Here is an 18,059-nt window from a genome sequence, read left to right on the forward strand (position 1 = left end):
CGGGTCGCCAGGGAAAAACAAAACAAGCCCCGGCCCTGATGGGCCGGGGCTCGCAGCGAACGACAAGCGGGTCAGACCCGCATCGCCTGCGGCGTCTCACGCAGCATCGGGTCGGGGCCCTCGTACTCGCGGATCGCCTCGTAGCGCGTGTTCCGCTCGACCGGGCGGAAGCCGGCCTCGCGGATCAGGTCGAGCAGGTCCTCGCGGGTCAGCTTGTTCGGCGTACCGAAGTTGTCCGCGTCGTGCGTGATCTTGTACTCGACGACCGAGCCGTCCATGTCGTCGGCGCCGTGCTGGAGCGCGAGCTGCGTGGTCTGGAGTCCGTGCATGACCCAGAAGACCTTGACGTGCGGGACGTTGTCGAAGAGGAGGCGCGAGACCGCGAAGGTCTTCAGGGCCTCGGCGCCGGACGCCATGGTCGTGCGCGCCTGGAGGCGGTTCCTGACCTTGCCGTCCTTCATGTCCACGAAGTCGTGCTGGTAGCGCAGCGGGATGAAGACCTGGAAGCCGTTCGTCTCGTCCTGGAGCTCACGCAGCCGCAGCACGTGGTCGACGCGGTGGCGCGGCTCCTCGATGTGGCCGTACAGCATCGTGCACGGGGTCTTCAGACCCTTCTCGTGCGCGAGGCGGTGGATGCGCGACCAGTCCTCCCAGTGGGTGCGGTGGTCGACGATGTGCTGACGCACCTCCCAGTCGAAGATCTCCGCGCCGCCGCCGGTCAGCGACTCCAGACCGGCCTCGATCAGCTCGTCGAGGATCTCGGAGGCGGACAGCCCGGAGATCGTCTCGAAGTGGTGGATCTCGGTGGCGGTGAAGGCCTTGAGCGAGACGTTCGGCAGGGCCTTCTTCAGCTCGCTCAGCGACCGCGGGTAGTAGCGCCACGGCAGGTTGGGGTGGAGCCCGTTGACGATGTGCAGCTCGGTGAGGTTCTCGCCCTCCATCGCCTTGGCGAGGCGGACCGCTTCCTCGATGCGCATCGTGTACGCGTCCTTCTCGCCCGGCTTGCGCTGGAATGAGCAGTACGCGCAGGACGCGGTGCACACGTTCGTCATGTTGAGGTGACGGTTGACGTTGAAGTGCACGACGTCGCCGTTCTTGCGGGTGCGCACCTCGTGGGCCAGGCCGCCGAGCCAGGCCAGGTCGTCCGACTCGTAGAGCGCGATGCCGTCCTCGCGGGACAGCCGCTCGCCGTCCCGGACCTTCTGCTCCAGCTCGCGCTTGAGACCTGCGTCCATGCCCTCGCCCTTACCTCTCCAGCGACCTACGACCTGCCACAAACTCCCGCCAACGGTACGCCCCCGCCCTTATTCCTCCTCGGGCAGCTCCCCGACCCGGTTCTCCCACTTGGTGGAGAGCACGATCGTCGTACGCGTCCGGGAGACCCCGCGCGTGCCGCTGAGCCTGCGGATCGTCTTCTCCAGGCCGTCCACGTCGCTCGCCCTGACCTTGAGCATGTACGAGTCGTCGCCCGCGATGAACCAGCAGTCCTCGATCTCGTGCAGGTCCTTCAGGCGCCGCGCCACGTCCTCGTGGTCGGCCGCGTCGGAGAGCGAGATGCCGATGAGGGCGATGACCCCGAGACCGAGCGAGGCGGAGTCGACGGTCGCGCGGTAGCCCGTGATGACACCGGCCGCTTCGAGGCGGTTGATCCGGTCCGTGACGCTGGGCCCGGAGAGTCCCACGAGCCGCCCGAGTTCGGCGTACGAGGCGCGGCCGTTCTCCCGCAGGGCCTGGATGAGCTGCCTGTCCACGGCGTCCATAGGTGCGATGCCTTTCATTATTCAGCGATACCGCGAGTCTATGTGTAGAATCTAAGGCGCAACAGGGATTACACCCTGCGAATCTTTCTCAATCTCAGCAGATCAACGACGATCCTTCAGGAGTGAGTCACCGTGTACTCGATCGAGATGGCCTACGCCCGTATGCGCGAGCTTCAGGACATGGCCAACCGCTCGCGTGCGAATGTTGCGGTGCCGCGGAAGGCGACCCGGAAGCTGCGGGGCGCCAAGAAGCGGTAGTTCCACCGTTGAGGTGGGGGCGCGGCGCCGACCGCGGGTTCGTCTTGGTTGCTCGCGCAGTTCCCCGCGCCCCTTCGGGGGCGCGCTCAGTCGGCACTGGAAGCGCCCCCCAGCTCCCCTTTCCACCGGCGGTACAGCTCGTGCGGCACACCCGCCGCGTCCAGCACCCGCCCCGCGACGAAGTCCACCAGATCCTGGATGTGCGTCGCCCCCGCGTAGAACGCCGGAGAGGCGGGCAGCACGATCGCGCCCGCCTCGTCCAGGCTCACCAAGTGCTTCAGCGTCTGACCGTTCAGCGGCGTCTCGCGTACGCAGACCACCAGCCGGCGGCCTTCCTTGAGCGTCACGCTCGCCGACCGCTGCAACAGATCCTTCGAGAGTCCGAGCGCCACCCCGGCCACGCACGCCGTCGACGCCGGCGCGATCAGCATCCCCTTCGTCGCGTACGACCCCGAGGACGGGCCCGCCGCCAGATCACCGGCCGCCCAGTACCGCACATCGGCCAGGTCGCCCGCGGTCACGTCGAAGGTGTCCGGCTTCCCGTCCGCGCCGCGCGCGAGCCACTGCCGCAGGTCGTCCCGCCAGTGCGCGTCCCGGAAGGAGATGCCCGTCTCGTCGAGCAGCGTCAGCCGCGAGGCCCGCGATACGACGAGGTCCACGCTCTGTCCCGCCGCGAGCAGCGCGCGCAGCACCGCGGCGGCGTACGGGGTCCCGGAGGCGCCCGACACCCCCACGATCCAAGGCCTACGCTCCGTATCTCCTGGGTTCACGCTGTGAAGCCTACCCATGGGTGTTTCAGACGGTGAGGCCGCGTACGAGCAGATCGAGCAGCGCGCACGCGAACAGGGCGATTCCGATGAAGCCGTTCACCTGGAAGAAGGCACGGTTCAGGCGCGACAGGTCGTGCGGCTTCACGATCGAGTGCTCGTACAGGAAGGCGCCCGCGACGACCACGAGTCCCAGCCAGAAGAACAGGCCGGCGCCCGTGTCGAGCGCGTACCAGACGAACAGCGCCGTGGTCACCAGGTGGCAGCCGCGCGCGCCCCGGATCGCGGCCGGGATGCCGAACCGCGCGGGCACCGACTTCACGCCGACCTCGCGGTCCGTCTCCACGTCCTGGCAGGCGTAGATCAGGTCGAAACCGCCGATCCACACGCCGACCGCGAGGCCGAGGATGACGGCCTGCCACGACCACTCGCCGGTGACGGCGATCCAGGCGCCGACCGGCCCCATCGCCTGGGCGAGGCCGAGGATCGCCTGCGGGAAGTTCGTGAACCGCTTGCCGTACGGATAGACGACCATCGGGATCACCGCGATGGGCGCGAGCGCCAGGCAGAGCGGGTTCAGCAGGGCGGCCGCGCCGAGGAAGACGGCGAGCGCGATCAGCGCGCCGGTCCACGCGGACCTCACCGACACGGCGCCGGTGACGAGTTCGCGGTGGGCGGTGCGCGGGTTGCGGGCGTCGATCTCGCGGTCGATGATCCGGTTCGCCGCCATGGCGAAGGTCCGCAGGCCCACCATGCAGACGGTGACCAGGAGCAGCCGCGCCCAGTGGATGTTCTCGTCGACCTGGAACATCGCGGTCAGGGCGGCGATGTAGGCGAAGGGCAGCGCGAAGACGGAGTGCTCGATCATGACGAGCCGCAGGAACGCCTTGGTCCTGCCCGGCTGTCGCGGGATCGCGGCGGATGCTGAGGTCACGAGAGTCCGTACTCCTTCCAGCGGCGGGAGACCTTCGAGGCGGTCTCCGGGTCGGACTCGACCATGTCCGGCCAGCCCCCGTCCCGCGTGTAGCCCTCCTCGGGCAGCTTCTTCGTCGCGTCGATGCCCGCCTTGCCGCCCCAGAACTGCTGGTAGGACGCGTGGTCGAGGTGGTCCACCGGGCCCTCGACGACGGTGAGGTCGCGGGCGTAGTCGGTGTTGCCGAGCGCCCGCCAGGACACCTCGTGCAGGTCGTGGACGTCGCAGTCCTTGTCCACGACCACGATCAGCTTGGTCAGGGACATCATGTGCGCGCCCCAGATGGCGTGCATGACCTTCTGCGCGTGCTTCGGGTACTTCTTGTCGATCGAGACGATCGCGCAGTTGTGGAAGCCGCCCGACTCCGGCAGGTGGTAGTCGACGATGTCCGGCACGATCACCTTGAGCAGCGGCAGGAAGAACCGCTCCGTGGCACGGCCGAGCGGGCCGTCCTCCGTCGGCGGGCGGCCGACCACGATCGACTGGAGCAGCGGCCGCTTGCGCATGGTCACGCAGTCGATCGTCAGCGCGGGGAACGGCTCCTGCGGCGTGTAGAAGCCGGTGTGGTCGCCGAAGGGCCCCTCCGGCAGCATCTCGCCCGGCTCAAGCCAGCCCTCGATGACGACCTCGGCGTGCGCCGGCACCTGGAGCGGGACCGTCTTGCAGTCGACCATCTCCACGCGCTTGCCCTGGATGAACCCGGCCAGCATGTACTCGTCCATGTCACCGGGCAGCGGCGCCGTGGAGGCGTACGTGACCGCCGGCGGGCAGCCGAAGGCGATCGCGACGGGCAGCTTCTCGCCCCTGCGGGCGGCCACCTGGTAGTGGTTGCGGCTGTCCTTGTGGATCTGCCAGTGCATGCCGATGGTGCGCTTGTCGTGGCGCTGGAGGCGGTACAGGCCGAGGTTGCGCACCCCGGAGTCGGGGTCCTTGGTGTGGGTCAGGCCGAGGTTGAAGAAGGAGCCGCCGTCCTCGGGCCACGTAAAGAGCGCGGGCAACTGCTCCAGGTCCACGTCGTCGCCGGTGAGGACGACCTCCTGGACGGGGGCCTCCTTGACCTTCTTGGGCGGTACGTGCGTCATCGCGCCGAGCTTGCCGAACGCCTCGCGCACCCCGACGAAGCCGTGCGGCAGCTCCGGCTTGAGCAGGCCGCCGATCTTCTCGCTGATCTCGGCGTACGACTTCAGGCCGAGCGCCTTGAGCAGACGGCGGTCCGTCCCGTACACGTTCATCGCCAGGGGCATCGCCGAGCCCTTGACGTTCTCGAAGAGGAGCGCGGGACCGCCGGACTTCTGTACCCGGTCGACGATCTCACCGACCTCCAGGTACGGGTCGACCTCGGCCTTGATGCGCTTGAGATCGCCCTCGCGCTCCAGTGCGCGGAGCAGGGAGCGAAGATCGTCGTAAGCCATGCGTTCCAGTATCCGGCACCGGTTACCCTGGCCCCGTCACCGGGGGCTCGCACGCCTCTCGCCGTCGCTCGTTGGGGGATCGCGCCACCATGCTCAGGTATCTGCCGTTCCTGCTGGTCCTGGCGGTGTGGATCTACGCCTTCATCGATGTCCTGAACACTCCGGAGAAGGAGGTCAGGCATCTGCCCAAGGTGGTGTGGGTCATCATCGTGCTCCTCTTCGGCGAAGTGCTGCTCGGCCCGATCGCCTGGTTCGCGACGGGCAAGGTGCGCAAGGCGCCCGCCGGGGGTGGCGGCCGGGGCAGGACCCAGTGGGTGGCGCCCGACGACAACCCCGAGTTCCTGAAGTCCCTCAAGGACGACGCCCCCGACGAGGACGCCGACGACAACGACAGGAAGCGGGACAAGGGCAGCGACAGCTGATGGAACTGCGGCTCCTGGTGACCTTCGAGAAGGTCGCCACCGTCCTCAGCTTCACCCGCGCCGCCGCCGACCTGGCGTACGCGCAGTCCAGCGTGACCAGCCAGATCCGGGCCCTGGAGACCTCCCTCGGCACGGAGCTCTTCGACCGGCTCGGCAGCCGCATCCGCCTGACCGAGGCGGGGGCGCGGCTGCTGCCCTACGCCCGGCAGATCATCGAACTCACCGACGAGGCGCGCGCCGCGGCCGTCGGCGCCGAGGAACCGGCCGGCGCGATCGCGGTCGGCACGATGGAGTCGCTGACCTCCTACCGGCTGCCGCCGCTCCTCGAACTCTTCCACCACCGCTATCCGAAGGTGCGGCTCTCGCTGCGTCCGACGCTGGGTGACGAGACCCGGCGGGCGCTGCGGCAGGGTACGTACGACGTGGGGTTCCTGATGGAGCCGGGGACCGAGCATCCGGGGCTGGAGTGCGAGGTCCTCGCCGAGGAGCCGCTGGTCCTGGTCTGCGCCCCGGGCCATCCGCTGACCTCGGGCGGCGCGGCCAAGCTCGCCACGGACGAGCTGGCGGCGGTGCAGCTGGTCGGCACCGAGCCCGGCTGCCCCTACCGGGACCTCTTCGAGGCCGAGCTGCGGACGCGGACCGGGGCGCCGCCGCCGTTCATGGAGTTCGGCACCATCGAGGCGACGAAGCAGGGCGTGGCGGGCGGCCTCGGCGTGGCGCTGCTGCCCGCCGTGACGGTGGCCAGGGAGCTTGCGGAGGGCACCCTCGTCCGGCTGCCGTGGGAGCCGCCGTTCACGCTGTGGACGCAGCTCGCGTGGCGGTCGGGGAAGCGGCTTCCGGCGCATGTGCGGCTGTTCGTGGAGCAGGCCGTGCGGCTCGTGCGCGAGCAGAGCGCGGCGCCCGGCCCAGCGTGACCTTGAGGCTCGCCAGCACGATCAGCGGGACGCCGAGGGCCTGCACGACACCGATGTGGTGGCCGTAGACGGCCCAGTCGGCGACCATCGCGACCGCCGGGTAGGTGAAGGCGAGCACGGCGATCTTCGGCGTGGGCAGCTTGGCGTACGCCGCGTACATCAGGACGTACATCAGGCCGGTGTGGATCACGCCGAGGCCGACGAGCCAGGCCCAGCCGGTGCCGGTGCCGCGCACCGCGCCGAAGTCGGCGAAGGGCAGCAGCAGCGGGATGCCGACGAGGACCTGGACCAGGGCGATCAGGTGCGGGCGGACGCCGGTGACGCGCTTGGTGACGAGCGTGGAAAGGGCGTAGAGGACGGCGGCGAGCAGCGCGAGGCCGATGCCTGCGAGGGAGGCCGCGTCGCCGGGACGCACCCCGGAGACGAGCACGAGGCCCGCGAACGCGGCGGCCAGCCAGCCCAGTTGGGCGCGGCTGAGCCGCTCGCGCAGGATCAGGGCGCTGAGCAGCACCAGGAAGAAGGGCTGCGTGTGGTAGACGACGGTGGCCAGGGAGATCGAGGTGGCCTCGTACGCCTTGAAGAGGAACACCCAGTTGAAGACGGTGAACACCCCGCCGAGCGCGGCGAGTCCGAGCTTCTTGGGGGTGAGGCCGTGGTCGCGGAAGTAGCCACGGGCCAAGGCGTACGCGCCGAGGGCGAGGGCGCCGAACAGGACGCGGAAGAAGACGACGTCGAAGGCGGCGGCGCCGGACTCCACGACGAAGACGCCGAGGGTGCCGGAGAGCACCATGGCGGCGGTGAGCTGGGCCGTGCCCTTGTTCTGCGAAGCGTTCTCTGGGGTCATGGCAGGAACGTACGAGCGGGCGAAGCCACAGGTCCACGCGCTGCCGCGGCGTCCTCCCGATGGCTCCATCGGCGCCGTCGATGAGGCCTGACCACGGCCTCGGGGCGTGCGGCTCCCCCGGGCCGGGGTCAGTCGCCGCGCAGCACCAGCGCGAGCAGCCCCGGGAAGCGGGCCTCGAACTCCGCGCGGCGCAGGCGGTTGACGCGCCGGGCGCCCTCGTCGCGCTGCTCGACGATGCCGGCCGCCCGCAGGGTCGCGAAGTGGTGGCTCAGGGCGGCCTTGCCGACGGAGACGTCGAAGCTGCCGCAGGCCCGGGTCCAGTCGCCGGATCCGGCCAACTCCCGTACGAGGTAGAGCCGTACGGGATCGGCGAGCGCCGCCAGCGCGGTCTGCACGGGGACGTCGTCGGGGTGCGTGTGCGCCGGTGCCACGCGGTGACCCGCCATGCCTGCCCACGCCCTTCCCGCCTTGCCGAGTGTTCGATGAAAACCATACACTCCCGGGTGTTCGCTTTTGATTGAACACCCGGTTCTCATCGAGCACCCGGCGGAAAGGTGGCACAGCCATGCGCGCAGTCCAGTTCAAGGAGTACGGCGGGCCCGAGGTCCTGGAGGTGGTGGCCGCCGCCGTCCCCGAGCCGGGCCCCGGTCAGGTGACCGTCGACGTCGCCTACACCGGCGTGAACTTCGCCGACATCAAGGCCCGCTCCGACGGCTACCGCGTGCCCGCGCTGCCCCACGTCCCCGGCATCGAGGTCTCCGGCCGTGTCCGCGCGGTCGGCGCCGACGTCACCGGGCTCCGGCCCGGTCAGGAGGTGGCCGCGCTCACCGCGGGCGGCGCCTACGCCGAGGTCGCCCTCGCGGACGCCGCCACCGTCTTCGCGCTGCCCGATGGCATGGACCTGCGTACCGCGGCGACCCTGCCGACCGTGCTGCCGACCGCGCACGCCCTGGTCCACGAGGTGGGCCGCCTCACGGCCGGGGAGAGCGTGCTCGTGCAGGGGGCCGCGGGCGGCGTGGGCACGGTCGTCGGCCAGGTGGCGAAGGCGGCGGGCGCCACGGTGTACGGCGTGGTCTCCGGCCCGGCCAAGGCGGAGTACGCCCTGAAGCACGGCTACGACGAGGTGTTCGTCGGCGACACCTTCGCGGCCGACGCGCGCCGGGCGACCGGCGGCCGCGGCGTCGACCTCGCGCTCGACCCGGTCGGCGGCGACACGTTCCGGCAGTCAATGGCCGCCCTCGCCGCCTTCGGCCGACTGGTCTCCTTCGGGAACGCGAGCGGGGCCGAGCCGTGGCGGGTCGGCCAGCCCGAGCTGTTCCCGGGGGCTCACACGGTCTCGGCGTTCTCCATCCTCACCTTGGCCCAGAGCGCTCCCGAGGCGCTGCGCACGCTGGCCGGGCGCGCGTTCCGGCTGGTGGCCGACGGCACGGTGACGCTGCCGGTGACCGCCGAGTTCCCGCTGAGCGAGGCGGCCGAGGCGCACCGCCTGATGGGCGGGCGGACCACGACGGGGAAGCTGCTGCTGCGGGTCAGTCCGTAGCGGCGTAGGTCTCGCGCAGCTGCCGCCAGCGGTCGAGGTTCCACGTCGACCAGTCCTTGGGGCGGCCGGCGAGGGCGTCCACCAGGAACTCGAAGTGCTGGTGCCACCCGGCGAGGCAGTCGAGGCGCAGCGCGTCGTCGCCGTCGAACTCGTTGGTGAAGCGCAGCGTGGTCCCGGCGTGTCCGGCCCCCGGTTCGAGGTGGAAGCGGCAGCGGCCGTGCAGGTCGATGGTGTATTCGGCGACGACGTCCGGGTCCCAGGCGGTGATGTGCCCGCAGTGCACGGCGTCCGGCTCGCCGTTGAGCCAGCGCAGCGTGACGGCACCGCCGAGCCGGGGCTCGAACACGTCAGCGGCGGCCAGCCACCCCGGGAGCCCCTCGGGAGTGGCCACCGCCGCCCAGACGTTCTCCACGGGGTGGGGAAGGCTCAGCTCGTAGTGCAGGTGCTGGGTGGCACCCTCGGTCCGGCTAGTGCCCTGCCCGATCGTCTCGGTCATGACACCAGCCTGACCCGGAGCGGCCCGTTCCGCACCCCTGACGGGGTCAGACCCCGGCGTACGAGTGCTTGCCGGTGACGAAGATGTTCACGCCGTAGTAGTTGAACAGCCAGCAGCCGAAGGCGATGAGCGCCAGGTAGGCGGCCTTGCGGCCCTTCCAGCCGGCCGTCGCGCGGGCGTGCAGGTAGCCGGCGTACGCGACCCAGGTGATGAAGGACCAGACCTCCTTGGGGTCCCAGCCCCAGTAGCGGCCCCAGGCGTCGCCCGCCCAGATGGCGCCCGCGATGATCGTGAACGTCCACAGCGGGAAGATCGCGGCGTTCAGGCGGTACGAGAACTTGTCGAGCGAGGCCGCCGAGGGCAGCCGCTCCAGCACGGAGGTGGCGAACTTGCCGGGCTTGCCGCCGTTCACCAGCTTCGTCTCGTAGCTGTCGCGGAAGAGGTAGAGCAGCGTGCCGACGCCGCCGACGTAGAAGACGGCGCCGCAGAAGATCGCGGTGGAGACGTGGATCCACAGCCAGTACGAGTGCAGGGCCGGGACCAGCTGGTCGCTGGAGGTGTACAGCACGGTGACGGCGAGCCCGAGGTCGAGCAGGACCGTGGTGACCAGGGGGAGGCCGAGCCAGGCGATGTTCTTCTTCAGCGCCATCAGCACCAGGTACACGCCGACGGCGACGGTGGAGAAGGTGATGGAGAACTCGTACATGTTGCCCCACGGCGCCCGCTGCACCGACAGGGCACGGGTCAGGACACCGCCGAACTCCAGCAGGAACGCCAGCACGGTGAGGGAGACCGCGATGCGCCCGTACAGGTCGCCCTTCTCGTCGCCCGCCGCGGCGCCCGGCCCGTCCGGCACGTCGCGCGCGCCGGTGACGGACCGCGTGACGACCTTCGGGCGCTCCAGGGTGGCGGTGCCGCCCTTGGCCTGGACGGTCACCGCGGGGGCCGCCGCGGCGGTCTTGCTCGGGGTGAGCGCGGCGGCGGTGCGGGCGACCTTGCTGCGGCTGCCGAAGAGCCACTCCGCCATGTGCGCGAAGAAGGCCAGGAGGTAGACGGCCATCGCGGAGTAGATCAGCACATTGCTGATGTGCGCGAGGTCCTCGTTGGGTTCGGCGGCCAGGGTGGCGGCGAGATTCACTTCTCAGCCCCTTCGGCAGGTGCTACGTCGGGCTCGGAGTCGGAGGCGGCGTGGGCGCCCGGGTCGGTGTCGGGCGCGCTCGGCGCCTTCTCGGGCGCACTGGGCGCCTTCTCGTACAGGTGGGCGGCGAGGTCGGACAGTTCCTCGGGGAGCTTCGCGGACTCGCTGCGGCCGAGGCCCGCCATCTCCACGACCGTGACGCCGTCGGCGCCCCTGACCGCCCGCACCCACACGCGGCGGCGCTGGATGAACAGCGAGCCGGCGAGGCCCGCGATCGCGGCGAGCGCGCCGGCCAGCGCCCACACGGAGCCGGGCTCCTGCGAGATCTGGAAGGTCGCCCACTCCTTGAGGTCCTTCTCGAAGGTGATCGAGCCGGCGCCGTTCGGCAGCTTCATGGTCTCGCCGGGCAGCAGCCGCTTCTTGAACAGCTCACCCTGGGAGTCCTTGAACTTCTGCATCTTCCGGGTGTCCAGCTGGTACACGTTCTGCGGGACACCGGAGTCGACGCCCAGGCTGCCGTGGTAGGCGGACAGCGCGAGCACCGGGAAGTCGGGGGCGGGGAACTGCGAGAACATCTGGCCCTTGCCCTCGCCCGCGAACGTCGGCACGAAGAAGGCGTTGAAGCCCAGCTGCTCCTTCACACCGCTCTTGTTCTTGTAGCCGTCCAGGACCTTGATGGCGCCGGTCGCGGTGCCGTTCTGGTCGATGGGCAGCAGCGGCACGGCGGCCTCGTAGATCACCTTGCCCTTGGGGTCGCGGACGGTGACCTTGGGGGCGTAGCCGTGGCCGATGAGGTAGACCTTCGAGCCGTCGATCTCCAGCGGTTCGTTGACCTCGATGGACTTCTTCTTCTCGGGGCCGTCGGCGCCCTCGCTGTAGGTGACGTCGGCCCGGTAGGTGCGGGGCGTGCCGCGGTTGGGGCCCGACTTCTCGTACGTGCCCTTGAAGTCGTCGAGGGTGAAGTGGAACGGCGCCAGGTCGTTGGTGTCGAAGAGGCTGCCGGACTTGAAATCGTCGTACTGGGAGAGCGTGTTGGAGAAGCCGTCGCCCTCCATCACCAGCTTGCCGCCCTCGGACTTGAAGAGCTGCCCGGCGGCGAAGGCGATCAGCATGACGATCAGCGCGATGTGGAAGATCAGGTTCCCGGCCTCGCGCAGATACCCCTTCTCGGCGGCGACCGAACCGGCGGCGGTGTGCGCGCGGAAGCGGCGCTGCCTGAGCAGCGCGAGCGCGGCCTCGTGCACCTGCTCGGGCTCGGCCTCCGTGCGCCACGTCGTGTACGCGGGCAGCCGCGTCAGCTTCCGGGGGGCGCCCGGCGGACGGCCGCGCAGCTGGCCGACGAACTGCCAGGTGCGCGGCACGATGCAGCCGATGAGGGAGACGAAAAGCAGGAGGTAGATCGCGGAGAACCACACCGAGCTGTAGACGTCGAAGAGCTGGAGCTTGTCGTAGAGCGGCCCGAGCGTGGTGTGCCGGTCCATGAAGTCCTGGACCTTGAGCTCGTCGACGTTGCTCTGCGGGATCAGCGAGCCGGGGATCGCGCCGAGCGAGAGCAGCAGGAGCAGGATCAGCGCGACCCGCATCGAGGTGAGCTGGCGCCAGAACCAGCGCAGCCAGCCGATGACACCGAGCGAGGGGAGGTTCGGCGCGTCCTCCCGGGGGGCCGTCGAAAGCTGCTCGCCCGCGGCGCCGAGGTCGTCCCGCTGCTCGGGGGCTTCGGTCTTGCTCATGGATCAGATCCCCACGCTGTAACTGCTTGTCCAGACCTGCATCTGCTGCACCATGCTGTCCCACACGCCGGTGACGAGCAGCAGGCCGGTCGCGATCATCATGATGCCGCCGACACGCATCACCCACGCGTAGTGCCGCTTGATCCACCCGAAGGCGCCGAGCGCCTTGCGGAAGGCGACGGCCGCGAGGATGAACGGAATGCCGAGCCCGAGCGAGTACGCGACGCCGAGCACCGCGCCGCGCTGCGCGTTGCCGCCCTCCGCGGAGAGCGTGAGGACCGAGGCGAGTGTCGGGCCGATGCACGGCGTCCAGCCGACGGCGAAGAGCGCGCCCACGACCGGCGCGCCGATCAGCCCGACGGCGGGCCGCTTGTGGAAGCGGAACTCGCGCTGGGTCAGCCAGGGCATGAGCCCCATGAAGAAGAACCCGAGCACGATCATCACCACGCCGAGCACCGTCGAGATGGTGTCCTGGTGCTCCCTGAGCGTGCGCCCCAGCGCCCCGAAGAAGACGGTCGCGGAGACGAAGACCACGGTGAAGCCGAGGACGAAGAGGGCGGCACCGGCCGCCATCCGGCCCCGCCGCGCCTCACCGAGATCCTGGCCGCTGACCCCGGTGACGTACGACAGATAGCCCGGGACGAGCGGCAGTACGCACGGCGAGAAGAAGGAGACGAGCCCGCCGAGCACGGCGACCGGGATCGCGAGGAGCAGGGCCCCGCTCATGACGGTCTGGTTCGTGCCGGTGACGGCCGCGAGCGTGAGCATCACTTCTCCGCGACCACGGGGTCGATCATCTTGCGCAGCTTCGCCTCGTTGAGTGGCTGCTGCGTGCGCGCCGCGATCTTCCCGTCCCGGTCGACGACGAGCGTGGAGGGGATGGCGTTGGGGTTGAGCGAGCCCTGGGGGAAGCGCAGCATCAGCTTGCCCGTCGGGTCGTACACGCTCGGGTAGGGCACCTTGTGCGCCTTCTCGAACTCGATCGCCGGGCCGCGCTCGGGATCACGGGTGTTGATGCCGACGAACTGGACGCCCTTGGCCTTCGTCTCCTTCGCGACCTTCACGAAGTTCGGCGCCTCGGCCCGGCACGGCGCGCACCAGGAACCCCACACGTTGATGACGAGGATCTTGCCCTTGTAAGCCTTGGTGAGGTTCAGGTGCTTGCCGTCGAGGGTCTCGCCGTCGAGCTCGGGGAGCGGCTTGCGGTCCGCCTTCGCGGCGGTGGCGATGCCGTCCTTCCCGGCCACGAAGTTGGTGTTGCCGCCCCCGCCCGACGTCCCGCCGGAGCCGCAGGCCGCGAGCGTCAGCGCTCCGGCAGCGGCCCCCGCGGCCAGCAGGGCGGCGCGGCCGCGACCGCCTCGGCGGCGGCTACGGCTGCGGTTCGTGCTGTGGGGGGCGCGGCAGGCGGCACTCATGTGAAAAGTTTCGCATGTCTGTTTCGGGGATCTTCCGCACCCCCCGCGGTTGCGGAAAGTCCCATTTCAGGCGGCCTTTCCGAGCCCCTTCCAGCCCCCTGCGGGCGCCTGGCCGACGTCGAGGCCCTGGAGCTGCTTGAGGACCTTCGGGTCCTGCACGTCGAGCCAGTCGACGAACTGCCGGAAGGAGACGAGGCGTACGTCCTTCTTGCCCGCGATGTGCTTCAGGGCCTCCTCGACGGCGTCCATGTAGATGCCGCCGTTCCACTCCTCGAAGTGGTTGCCTATGAAGAACGGCGCGCGGTTGGACTCGTAGGCCCGCTTGAACCCGGCTATGTAGGCCTCGGTGGCCTGCTTGCGCCAGCCCGGGTAGTTGTGGGGCGGCGCCTTCGTGGAGTTCTGCGACTGGTTGGCGAGGATGTTGTAGTCCATCGACAGGACCTCGAAGGAGTGCCCGGGGAAGGGCACCGCCTGGAGCGGCAGGTCCCAGACGCCCATCTTCTTCTCGGGCCAGCGCTGGCGGCCGCCGGGCGAGGACGCGTCGTAGCGCCAGCCGATCTTCTTCGCGGTCGGCAGGAGGTTGTCCTGCCCGAGCAGACAGGGCGTGCGGCCGCCGACGAGTTCCTTGTCGTAGTCGAAGGGCAGCGGCGGCAGATCGCTCCAGCCGGTGTTCGTACGCCACTTCTTCACAAAGGACTTGGCCTGGTCGATCTCGTCCTGCCATTGCGCGGACGTCCAGTTGGCGACCGAACCGGAACCCCCGCAGAAGTGCCCGTTGAAGTGCGTGCCGATTTCGTGGCCCTCCAGCCATGCCTGGCGCACGTACTTCAGCGTGTCCTTGATGTGACCGTCGGTGAGATAACCGATGTCGGAGGCGCCGACCGCGTTGTTCGGCGGACGGTACAGACGCTTCTTCGATTCGGGCAGCAGATAAAGCCCGGAGAGGAAGAACGTCATGTGCGCGCCGTGGTCCTCGGCGAGCTTCAAAAAGCGCGGGAACAGACCGTTCCCGACCTCGCCCGCGCCGTCCCAGGAGAAGATCACGAACTGCGGGGGCGTCTCGCCCGGCTCCAGCGGTACGGGCTTGCCGGGCTGGTGGGGCTGCTTGCCGGTGTAGGCGGTCGACCCGTCACCGATCGGCTTGGCCGGCGCCTTGCCGCCCGCCTGGCCCTCCTTGGCCTTTTCCGCGGGCCCCGAGGAATCCCCGTCGCCCCCGGAGCCGCATGCCGCGAGTCCGACAGCGGCCGCGGCACCTGCTCCCAGTCCGAGCATTCCCCTGCGGCTGATGTCGCGCATTCCACATCCCCATTCGTCGCGCCCTTGGGTCCGCCTCCTGCCCGTATCCGGTTTGCAAGAGGGACGACCTGTTAGAGGGCGCGACGAACAGCGAGGTTCCTGCACATCGCGGTTATTTGCCGCGCTTTACCCGAAAGGGACGTACAGTTGCGGCGTGATCACATGACGTAGATAAAACGGGGCCCGCGGGCGGTAATCGGCGTCAGGCGCCGAAAGCCTTGCCTTTGCCCTTCACCGGCTTGGCACCGGCGAGGAGATGCGCGGGGACGAGATCCCGGGCGGGCTCCGAATAACCCACCGAGACGATGCGGTCACCGCGGTAGGTGAACGTCGTCAGCGACGCGAGGGTGCACTGCCGCTTGCGCGGGTCGTGCCACAGCCGCCGCTTCTCCACGAAGCTGCGCACGATCCAGATCGGCAGCTGGTGGCTGACGCAGACCGCCTCGTGCCCGCGGGCCGCGTCCTTCGCCGCGTCCAGGGCGCCCATCATCCGTACGACCTGCTCGATGTACGGCTCGCCCCAGGACGGCTTGAAGGGGTTGACCAGATGCCGCCAGTTCTCGGGGTTCTTCAGCGCGCCGTCGCCGACTCCGAAGGTCTTGCCCTCGAAGACGTTCTCCGCCTCGATGAGCCGGGCGTCCGTCGCGAGCTCCAGGCCGTGCACCTTGGCGATCGGCGCGGCGGTCTCCTGGGCGCGCTCCAGCGGCGAGGCGACGACGTGCGTGACGTCGCGCTGGGCGAGGTGCTCGGCGACGCGGTCGGCCATCTGCCGGCCCAGCTCCGACAGGTGGTAGTCGGGCAGCCGCCCGTACAGGATCCCGTCGGGGTTGCGCACCTCGCCGTGGCGCATCACATGGACGACGGTCAGCTCGTCACCCGCTGCCGTGCCGCTCATGCGCCGGCCTCCGTGGCTTCCGCGGCCGCGCGCGCGGCACCCGGCAGGGCGGCGGCGATCCGCTCGATGGCCCGCTCGTCGTGGGCGGTGGACACGAACCAGGACTCGAAGGCCGAGGGCGGCAGATAGACGCCCTGGGACAGCATCGAGTGGAAGAAGGCGGTGAAGCGGAAGGACTCCTGCGCCTTGGCGTCGTCGTAGTTGCGCACGGCGCGGTCGGTGAAGAAGACGGAGAACATATTGGAGGCGTTCTGCACGGTGTGCGCGACGCCCTCCTTGCCCAGCGCCTCGCTCACAAGACCCCGCAGCCGCTCCGAGGCCGCGTCGATCTTCTCGTACGCGGCATCGTCCAAAAGCCGCAGCTGCGCGAGGCCCGCGGCCGTGGCGACCGGGTTCCCCGACAGCGTTCCCGCCTGGTAGACCGGACCGGCCGGGGCGAGGTGCGCCATCACGTCGGCGCGCCCGCCGAAGGCCGCCGCGGGGAAGCCGCCGCCCATGACCTTGCCGAAGGTCATCAGGTCGGGGCGCACGCCGTCGACGCCGTACCAGCCCGCCTTCGACGTACGGAAGCCGGTCATCACCTCGTCGGAGATGTACAGCGCGCCGTTCTCCCGGCACAGGTCGGCGAGGCCCTGGTTGAAGCCCTCCCCGGGCGGTACGACGCCCATGTTGCCGGGCGAGGCCTCGGTGATGACGCAGGCGATCTGGCCCTCGTGCGCGGCGAAGGCGGCGCGCACGGCGTCCAGGTCGTTGTAGGGGACGACGATGGTGTCGCCCGCCTGGGCGCCGGTGACGCCCGGGGTGTCGGGCAGGCCGAGGGTCGCCACGCCCGAACCGGCGGAGGCCAGGAGGGCATCGACATGCCCGTGGTAGCAGCCGGCGAACTTGAGGACCTTGGCGCGCCCGGTGAAGCCACGGGCGAGCCGGATGGCGGACATGGTGGCCTCGGTGCCGCTGGAGACGAGCCGCAACTGCTCGACGGGCGCGATGCGGGCCACGATCTCCTCGGCGAGGGCGACCTCGCCCTCGCCGGGCGTACCGAAGGAGGTGCCGCGGGCGACGGCCTCCTGCACGGCGGCGGTCACCTCGGGGTGGGAGTGCCCGAGGATCATCGGACCCCACGAGCACACGAGGTCGACGTACTCGCGGCCGTCGGCGTCAGTCAGGTACGGACCGGTACCGGACACCATGAAACGGGGCGTACCACCCACAGCGCGGAACGCGCGCACGGGAGAGTTCACACCGCCGGGCGTCACGGCCGCCGCACGGTCGAAAAGAGTCTGCGAAACTGGGGCGCTATACGGGAAGCTCACACGAGCCATGGTGTCAGAGGGTCCGGACTTCCTGCGGACAGGTGTTTCACTCCACGTTTTAGCGGGTGACCGTGGGGGAGGTCACTGACACGATGATCGGGTTGCGTGGCGGGGGCCGCGAGGCCTAGAAAAGACAGGGCCGTGCCGCCCTGGAAAAGCAGTCGGGTGGAGATATGCATCGCGGTGGCGGACTGGGCGAGGGGACCGACGGCCTGGGCCCCCGGCGTGCCCGGCGGGGCAAGCACCGACGTGAGGCACAAGCGCAGCCTGCGCAGGCGCCCGACCAGGCGCGGAGCGAGTCGATCGAATCCCGGCCGGACCGGATGAGCAGCAGGAGTGGCGGGGTGGGGGTGACGTACAAGTACTTCGGCGCCCCGGACGGTGCGACCGCCGCCCGCGTGCCGATCTCGATGCGGCCCGAGGAGCTCGGCGGCGACGAGCTCGGCATGGGCGGCATGTTCACGAAGATCAAGCCGGAGACGATGGCCGCGATGGTCCTGACCGGCATCGAGGGCATACCCCTGCACAAGGTGCCCCCGCTCGAACTGGTCGTCCTGCACCCCGACTACGCCGTGGTGAAGCTCCCCATGACCGTCGTCGACCCGCTGCGCGGCGTCGGCGAGGAGTCGGTGGGCGCCGCGGCCTTCATCTGGTCCACCGTGCCCGACCGCGGCGGCCCGCGCGACGCCTTCAACGTCTACCAACTCCTGCACGAGTGGCAGGATTTCAGCCACCGTTTGCACGACGCGGGGCACCAGGCGTACTGCCTGGTGTGGCCCTGACGTCCCGTCACTCGACGCGCAGGGCGGCGAGCTGCTGGGCGAAGGGGACGACATCGAAGCCGCTGTCCGGATCCACGGACGTGATCGCGCCGGTCAGTGAACGC

General features: G+C 69.9%; 19 protein-coding genes and 1 pseudogene. 5 read left to right on the forward strand and 15 right to left on the reverse strand.

The genetic code is table 11. The features are described from left to right. Positions 1-71: 71 nt before the first annotated feature. Both mqnE and ACF062_RS17130 read right to left on the reverse strand, forming a co-directional pair. On the reverse strand, positions 72-1,235 hold the full coding sequence (mqnE, locus tag ACF062_RS17125) for an aminofutalosine synthase MqnE (RefSeq protein ID WP_223776078.1): 1,164 nt from the start codon (positions 1,233-1,235) through the stop codon (positions 72-74). Between the two features lie 69 nt (positions 1,236-1,304). Further along, positions 1,305-1,760, reverse strand: a complete 456-nt coding sequence (locus ACF062_RS17130; RefSeq protein ID WP_030791839.1) for an Lrp/AsnC family transcriptional regulator — start codon at positions 1,758-1,760, stop codon at positions 1,305-1,307. A gap of 132 nt (positions 1,761-1,892) precedes the next feature. Here ACF062_RS17130 and ACF062_RS17135 point away from each other — a divergent pair, with 132 nt between their 5' ends. After that, entirely contained in the window at positions 1,893-2,018 is a 126-nt protein-coding gene (locus ACF062_RS17135; RefSeq protein ID WP_392138924.1) for a hypothetical protein, read from the forward strand. Positions 2,019-2,104: 86 nt separating this feature from the next. Here ACF062_RS17135 and ACF062_RS17140 read toward each other — a convergent pair whose 3' ends face one another. The 3 genes from ACF062_RS17140 to ACF062_RS17150 are packed head-to-tail and all read right to left on the reverse strand — an operon-like array spanning position 2,105 to position 5,170. After that, positions 2,105-2,806 (reverse strand): UbiX family flavin prenyltransferase, encoded by a 702-nt coding sequence (locus ACF062_RS17140; protein WP_392138803.1) that lies wholly within the window; start codon positions 2,804-2,806, stop codon positions 2,105-2,107. Between the two features lie 7 nt (positions 2,807-2,813). Next, positions 2,814-3,719, reverse strand: coding sequence for a menaquinone biosynthesis prenyltransferase MqnP (mqnP, locus tag ACF062_RS17145; RefSeq protein WP_392138805.1), 906 nt, complete (start codon positions 3,717-3,719; stop codon positions 2,814-2,816). Continuing rightward, the gene (locus tag ACF062_RS17150) at positions 3,716-5,170 is read right to left on the reverse strand and encodes a menaquinone biosynthesis decarboxylase (RefSeq protein ID WP_392138807.1); all 1,455 of its coding nucleotides are present in this window, start codon (positions 5,168-5,170) and stop codon (positions 3,716-3,718) included. Before ACF062_RS17150 ends, mqnP begins: the two co-directional genes overlap by 4 nt. A gap of 89 nt (positions 5,171-5,259) precedes the next feature. Between ACF062_RS17150 and ACF062_RS17155 the strand changes: the two genes are divergently transcribed. Then, positions 5,260-5,592 (forward strand): PLDc N-terminal domain-containing protein, encoded by a 333-nt coding sequence (locus ACF062_RS17155; protein WP_392138809.1) that lies wholly within the window; start codon positions 5,260-5,262, stop codon positions 5,590-5,592. Further along, positions 5,592-6,488, forward strand: a pseudogene (locus ACF062_RS17160) (LysR family transcriptional regulator); the annotation flags it as partial. The gene ACF062_RS17155 and the pseudogene ACF062_RS17160, both read left to right, overlap by 1 nt. Here ACF062_RS17160 and ACF062_RS17165 read toward each other — a convergent pair. Both ACF062_RS17165 and ACF062_RS17170 read right to left on the reverse strand, forming a co-directional pair. Next, positions 6,385-7,350, reverse strand: coding sequence for a DMT family transporter (locus tag ACF062_RS17165; RefSeq protein ID WP_392138811.1), 966 nt, complete (start codon positions 7,348-7,350; stop codon positions 6,385-6,387). The pseudogene ACF062_RS17160 and the gene ACF062_RS17165 sit on opposite strands and share 104 nt — an antisense overlap. A gap of 128 nt (positions 7,351-7,478) precedes the next feature. Next, positions 7,479-7,796 carry an ArsR/SmtB family transcription factor gene (locus ACF062_RS17170; RefSeq protein ID WP_392138813.1) on the reverse strand — a complete coding sequence of 106 codons (318 nt, stop codon included), beginning with the start codon at positions 7,794-7,796 and terminating at the stop codon, positions 7,479-7,481. Positions 7,797-7,915: 119 nt separating this feature from the next. Here ACF062_RS17170 and ACF062_RS17175 point away from each other — a divergent pair, with 119 nt between their 5' ends. After that, a complete protein-coding gene (locus tag ACF062_RS17175; protein ID WP_392138815.1) occupies positions 7,916-8,890 on the forward strand; it encodes a zinc-binding alcohol dehydrogenase family protein in 975 nt (324 codons plus the stop codon). Here the strand turns inward: ACF062_RS17175 and ACF062_RS17180 are convergent. From ACF062_RS17180 to hemL, 8 genes are all read right to left on the reverse strand, one after another. Next, a complete protein-coding gene (locus tag ACF062_RS17180) occupies positions 8,880-9,386 on the reverse strand; it encodes an SRPBCC domain-containing protein (protein WP_392138816.1) in 507 nt (168 codons plus the stop codon). The genes ACF062_RS17175 and ACF062_RS17180 overlap by 11 nt on opposite strands. A 46-nt stretch (positions 9,387-9,432) precedes the next feature. Next, positions 9,433-10,524, reverse strand: coding sequence for a c-type cytochrome biogenesis protein CcsB (gene ccsB, locus ACF062_RS17185; protein WP_392138818.1), 1,092 nt, complete (start codon positions 10,522-10,524; stop codon positions 9,433-9,435). Next, on the reverse strand, positions 10,521-12,254 hold the full coding sequence (locus ACF062_RS17190) for a cytochrome c biogenesis protein ResB (RefSeq protein WP_392138820.1): 1,734 nt from the start codon (positions 12,252-12,254) through the stop codon (positions 10,521-10,523). The genes ccsB and ACF062_RS17190 overlap by 4 nt, the downstream gene beginning before the upstream one ends. A 3-nt stretch (positions 12,255-12,257) precedes the next feature. Next, positions 12,258-13,022 carry a cytochrome c biogenesis CcdA family protein gene (locus tag ACF062_RS17195; protein ID WP_223776067.1) on the reverse strand — a complete coding sequence of 255 codons (765 nt, stop codon included), beginning with the start codon at positions 13,020-13,022 and terminating at the stop codon, positions 12,258-12,260. After that, positions 13,022-13,669 (reverse strand): TlpA disulfide reductase family protein, encoded by a 648-nt coding sequence (locus ACF062_RS17200; RefSeq protein WP_223776066.1) that lies wholly within the window; start codon positions 13,667-13,669, stop codon positions 13,022-13,024. The genes ACF062_RS17195 and ACF062_RS17200 overlap by 1 nt, the downstream gene beginning before the upstream one ends. A gap of 66 nt (positions 13,670-13,735) precedes the next feature. Further along, positions 13,736-14,965 (reverse strand): hypothetical protein, encoded by a 1,230-nt coding sequence (locus tag ACF062_RS17205; RefSeq protein WP_392138822.1) that lies wholly within the window; start codon positions 14,963-14,965, stop codon positions 13,736-13,738. A 202-nt stretch (positions 14,966-15,167) separates the two neighbouring features. Further along, positions 15,168-15,860 carry a histidine phosphatase family protein gene (locus tag ACF062_RS17210; protein WP_392138824.1) on the reverse strand — a complete coding sequence of 231 codons (693 nt, stop codon included), beginning with the start codon at positions 15,858-15,860 and terminating at the stop codon, positions 15,168-15,170. Next, positions 15,857-17,182, reverse strand: coding sequence for a glutamate-1-semialdehyde 2,1-aminomutase (gene hemL, locus ACF062_RS17215; RefSeq protein ID WP_392138826.1), 1,326 nt, complete (start codon positions 17,180-17,182; stop codon positions 15,857-15,859). The genes ACF062_RS17210 and hemL overlap by 4 nt, the downstream gene beginning before the upstream one ends. Before the next feature lie 335 nt (positions 17,183-17,517). On the opposite strand from hemL, the gene ACF062_RS17220 reads away from it, so the two are divergent. After that, positions 17,518-17,955 (forward strand): hypothetical protein, encoded by a 438-nt coding sequence (locus ACF062_RS17220; RefSeq protein WP_030565229.1) that lies wholly within the window; start codon positions 17,518-17,520, stop codon positions 17,953-17,955. The last annotated feature ends 104 nt before the right edge of the window (positions 17,956-18,059 follow it).

The sequence above is a fragment of the Streptomyces sp. NPDC015345 genome (genome assembly GCF_043078805.1).
Taxonomy (GTDB): Bacteria; Actinomycetota; Actinomycetes; order Streptomycetales; family Streptomycetaceae; genus Streptomyces.